The sequence below is a fragment of the Bradyrhizobium jicamae genome (genome assembly GCF_001440395.1).
GTDB classification, from domain to species: Bacteria; Pseudomonadota; Alphaproteobacteria; order Rhizobiales; family Xanthobacteraceae; genus Bradyrhizobium; species Bradyrhizobium jicamae.
The window spans coordinates 73,885-78,624 of record NZ_LLXZ01000087.1 but is presented as its reverse complement, the minus strand read 5'-3'; the positions used below and the strand labels follow the sequence as shown (position 1 = coordinate 78,624).

4 protein-coding genes are annotated in these 4,740 nt (G+C 66.9%); 3 read left to right on the top strand and 1 reads right to left on the bottom strand.

From position 1 onward, the window contains the following. Both CQ12_RS14065 and rsmD read left to right on the top strand, forming a co-directional pair. Positions 1-1,762 (top strand): pseudouridine synthase (locus CQ12_RS14065; protein WP_083519273.1); only part of this gene is annotated, 1,762 nt, incomplete at its 5' end. Between the two features lie 7 nt (positions 1,763-1,769). Beyond that, positions 1,770-2,324, top strand: a complete 555-nt coding sequence (rsmD, locus tag CQ12_RS14060) for a 16S rRNA (guanine(966)-N(2))-methyltransferase RsmD (RefSeq protein WP_057835891.1) — start codon at positions 1,770-1,772, stop codon at positions 2,322-2,324. A 108-nt stretch (positions 2,325-2,432) separates the two neighbouring features. Here rsmD and mutL read toward each other — a convergent pair whose 3' ends face one another. Continuing rightward, positions 2,433-4,244, bottom strand: coding sequence for a DNA mismatch repair endonuclease MutL (gene mutL / locus CQ12_RS14055; protein WP_057835890.1), 1,812 nt, complete (start codon positions 4,242-4,244; stop codon positions 2,433-2,435). Positions 4,245-4,504: 260 nt separating this feature from the next. Here mutL and CQ12_RS14050 point away from each other — a divergent pair. Then, positions 4,505-4,740, top strand: a 236-nt coding sequence (locus CQ12_RS14050) for a ribbon-helix-helix domain-containing protein (protein ID WP_057835889.1), incomplete at its 3' end; no start/stop codon positions are given.

Below are 4,740 nucleotides of genomic sequence, written 5' to 3'. Positions count from 1 at the left end.
TCGCAAGCGCGACTCCGGAGATCGCAAGCGCGACTCCGGAGATCGCAAGCGCGACTCTGGAGATCGCAAGCGCGACTCTGGAGACCGTGGCCCGCGGAAGGACTTCCGCCCGCGCGAGGATCGCGACGGCGAGAAGCGCTCGTTCAAGCCGCGCGGCGAGCGGCCCAATTATGATCGCGACGATCGCCCGCGCCGTGGCCGTGACGATGCCCGTCCGGCCGGTCGTTTCTCCGACAAGAAGTTCGGCGACAAGCGGCCCTATACGCCTCGCGGGGAAGGTTTCCGGAAGGATGGCGACCGCCCGCCGCGCGATGGCGAGAAGCGTTTTTCGCGCGGGCCGCGAAAGGATTTCGGCGATCGGCCCGAGCGGGGCGAGGACAAGCCGTGGCAAAAGCGTGATGATCGAGGAGGGCGCGATTCACGTCCTTCCCGCGATGGCGCGCGTAATTCCGACCGGCCTCGCTTCGACCGTTCCCGCGAGGATCGCGGTGGCGACGAGCGTCCGCGGTTTTCGCGTTCGCGCGAGGACCGGCCGAAATTCGACCGTCCACGCGAGCGTCGCGACCGGGATGGTGACCGTGGGCGGCCCGCAGGCCGCACCGAGTGGCAGGAGCATCCGCGCAGCGAGGGGCGGTTCAGCGACCGGCCGCGCCGCGACAATGAGGACGACAGCAGGATCTTTGCAAAACGTCCGGCCTTTGGCGGCCGCGGCGCCTATCGCGAGCGTCCGACCGATTTCGACAAGCGCGCCCCGCGCGCGGAGTCGAAGCCGAAAAAGGCCGGCGAACGGATCGCCAAGGTGCTGGCGCGTGCCGGCTTGGCCTCGCGCCGCGATGCCGAGGAAATGGTCACGCAGGGCCGCGTCGCCGTCAACGGCCGCGTCATCAATTCGCCCGCGCTCGACGTCACCGCCAATGACGTGGTCGCGCTCGACGGCAAGGTGTTGCCGCCGCGCGAGCGTACCCGGCTGTTCATGTATCACAAGCCGCGCGGGCTGATGACGACGCATGCCGACCGCGAGGGGAGGCCGACCGTGTTCGACAACCTGCCGGAAGGCCTGCCGCGGCTGATCTCGATCGGCCGGCTCGATTTCAACACCGAGGGCTTGCTGCTGCTGACCAATGACGGCGGGCTCGCGCGCGCGCTCGAGCTGCCCGATACCGGCTGGCTGCGGCGCTATCGCGTGCGCGCCCATGGCGAGGTCACTCAGGCGCAGCTTGATGAACTGAAGAAGGGCGTCGAGGTCGAGGGAGTCAAATACGGGCCGATCGATGCGACGCTGGAGCGCGACCAGGGCGCCAATGTCTGGGTGGTATTTGCGATCCGCGAGGGCAAGAACCGCGAGGTGCGCAACGTCATGGCGCATCTTGGCCTCGAGGTGAACCGGCTGATCCGCGTGTCCTATGGACCGTTCCAGCTTGGTGAACTCGAAGAAGGGCAGGTCGAGGAGGTCAAGACGCGGGTGTTGCGCGAGCAACTCGGCGAGAAGATCGCAACGCTCGCGGGCGCCGATTTCAACCGGCCGATGCCGGGCGAGAAATCCGACGACGAAGACGACGCGCCGCGCGGCAAGAAGCCGTTCAAGCCGGCGGGCAAGAGTGCACTGATCTCCGACAGCAAGGGCCGCCGCGTGCTGGTGCAGCGTACCGGCAGCGAGGAAGCCCGCGCGCGCAACGAGGACGAGGCCAACGGCTACGGCCCGCCGCGCCGCCCCAAGCGCGGCTATCACGGCAAGCGCGATCTGAAGCCGCGGGACGAGTAGCGCGCCCATGCGTGTCGTCGGCGGACGATTGAAGGGCCGCAACCTGGCCTCGCCATCCTCGCGGGAGATTCGCCCAACGGCGGATCGCTTGCGCGAGTCCGTGTTCAACATCCTGATCCACGCCTATGACGATCCGATCGAAGGCGCGCGCGTGCTCGACCTGTTCGCCGGCACCGGCGCGCTCGGCATCGAGGCGGTCTCGCGCGGGGCCAGCTTCACGCTGTTCGTCGACAATGGCGCGGAGGCGCGGGCGCTGTTGCGCAACAATGTCGAGTCGCTCGGCCTCGGCGGCGTGACAAAGGTCTATCGCCGCGATGCCACCAATCTGGGACCTGCGCATCCCGTCGAGCCGTTCTCGCTGGTGTTCCTCGATCCGCCCTACGGCAAGGGGCTCGCGGAGAAGGCGCTGGCCTCGCTGCGCGACGGCGGCTGGCTGACGTCGAATGCGCTTTTGGTGGTGGAGGAAGCGAAGGCCGCGGCGTTTACTGCGCCTGACGGCTTCGAGGAACTGGAACGGCGCGCGTACGACGATACGGAGTTCGTGTTTTTGCGAGGTCCGTAGTCCGTAGGGTGGGCAAAGGAGCGATAGCGACGTGCCCACCATCAAGCACCGTGCCCGCGACGGTGGGCACGCTTCGCTTTGCCCACCCTACGGATACAACGAATTCCTTCACCGCCGTCCGAACAGCTTCTCTATGTCCGACAGCTTCAATTCCACATAGGTCGGGCGGCCGTGGTTGCACTGGCCGGAATTCGGCGTGTCTTCCATCTCGCGCAACAGCGCGTTCATTTCTTCCGGCTTGAGGCGGCGACCGGCGCGGACCGAACCGTGGCAGGCCATGGTGGCGGCGACATGCATCAGGCGGCGCTCCAGCGGCAGCGCCTCGTCCCATTCGGCCATGTGCTCGGCAAGATCGCGGAGCAGGCCTGCGGCGTTCGCCTTGCCGAGCAGCGACGGCGTCTCGCGCACAGCCACTGCCCCGGGACCGAAGGATTCGATCGCCAGGCCAAACGACGCCAGCTCCTCGGCGCGGTCGAGCAGCTTTTCGACGGTCGCCTCATCAAGCTCGACAATCTCCGGGATCAGCAAAATCTGCCGCTGCACGCCATTCCTCGCCAGCGACGCCTTCAGCTTTTCGTAGACGATGCGTTCATGCGCGGCGTGCTGGTCCACGACGATCAACCCGTCGCGGGTCTGCGAGACGATGTAGGTCTCGTGGATCTGTGTGCGCGCCGCGCCGAGCGGGCGGTCGAGCAGGTCGGCTGCGGGCTGCGCCTCGAAGCGTATGTCGGCGGTTGGCGCGCCGACATCGAACGCCGCCTGTCCCGCTTCGGCGAAAGCCGTTGCCGTCCCGCCCTCGAACGAGGGCGCGGGCCGCACCGGATAGGCCGGTGAACTACGCCAGTCCCAGTTGGTCGGACGCGGCGCAAAGGATGGACGGAACGCCGACAGCGCCGCGCCATCGGTATTCGCCGCGGTGCGCCGGCCTTCGCGGGCAAGGCCGTCCTTCAGCGCATGCACGATCAGCGCGCGGACGAGACCGGCGTTACGAAACCGCACCTCCGTCTTGGCCGGATGCACGTTGGCATCGACCTCCTGCGGCGCGAGCGTCACGAACAGCGCCACGACGGGATGGCGGTCGCGCGGCAGGTAATCCGAATAGGCCGCGCGCACCGCGCCGAGAATGAGCTTGTCGCGTACCGGGCGGCCGTTGACGAACAGGTACTGTCCGAGCGCATTGGCGCGGGTCAGCGAGGGGGCGGCGGCAAAGCCCTCCACCACGACGCCTTCGCGCTCGGCGCGGACTTCGATGGCGCAAGAGCGAAAATCGCTGCCGAGGATATCGCCGAGCCGCGTCAGCCGGCCCGCAGCACCTGGCAGCGCCGCGGCCCAGGTCACCGGCGCGCGCTCCTCGCCGGCCAATGTGAAGGCGATATCGGGCCGCGCCATCGCGAGCCGCCGCACCACCTCGCGGATCGCTTCGGCCTCGGTGCGGTCGGTCTTGAGGAATTTCAGACGCGCCGGTGTCGCATAAAAGAGATCGCTGACCTCGACGCGGGTGCCCTGCGACAGCGCCGCCGGCATGATCTCTGATTTCACCCCACCTTCGACCGACAGCGACCAGGCATGCGGCTCGCTGGCGTGGCGCGTGGTGATGCCGAGCTTTGCCACCGCGCCGATCGAGGGCAGCGCTTCGCCACGAAAGCCCAGCGTGCGAATGCGTAAGAGATCCTCGTCGTCGAGCTTGGAGGTGGCGTGGCGGTCGACGGCGAGTGCGAGGTCGCCATGCGGCATGCCACTGCCGTCGTCGGTGATGCCGATCCGCCGCCGGCCGCCACCATCGGTGAAGATATCGACGCGGCTGGCACCGGCGTCGATGGCGTTCTCGACCAGTTCCTTCACGACGCTCGCCGGACGTTCGACCACCTCGCCGGCGGCGATGCGGTTGACGACCTGTTCGGGAAGCTGGCGGACGGGCATGGGGCGGGCTTAGGCGTCGATTCGAGGTTGGACCGCCATTTTAGGCGTCCGTGGCGGCAATTGCATGGGAAGTGGCCGAAACAATGCCCGGCTGGGGATGAGGGTGGACTATCGCCTTGAAGATGCTGAGGTTCGTTCCCAGCGGGTCGAGATGGCCCGAGATCGGACTTGAGACCGGACTTGAGATTGGAGCTGGGATTGTGGGGTCGTGTGGTCAGGTATATCGTTTAGAAAAATTATAATCTAGCTGGAGGAACCCCATGTGCCACCTGTTCGCGCACCAGCCCCAACGCGACTATGAATCGCAGACGCGATCGCTGCGGATGGGCGGCCATAGCACCTCGATCCGGCTGGAAATGTCGTTCTGGGACACGCTGGAGGAGATCGCGGCGAAAGAGGGGATGAGCCTCGCCAAGTTCCTCACCACGCTGCACGACGAAGTCCTCGACCATCACGGCGAGGTAAAGAACTTTGCCTCGCTGTTGCGCTGCTCCTG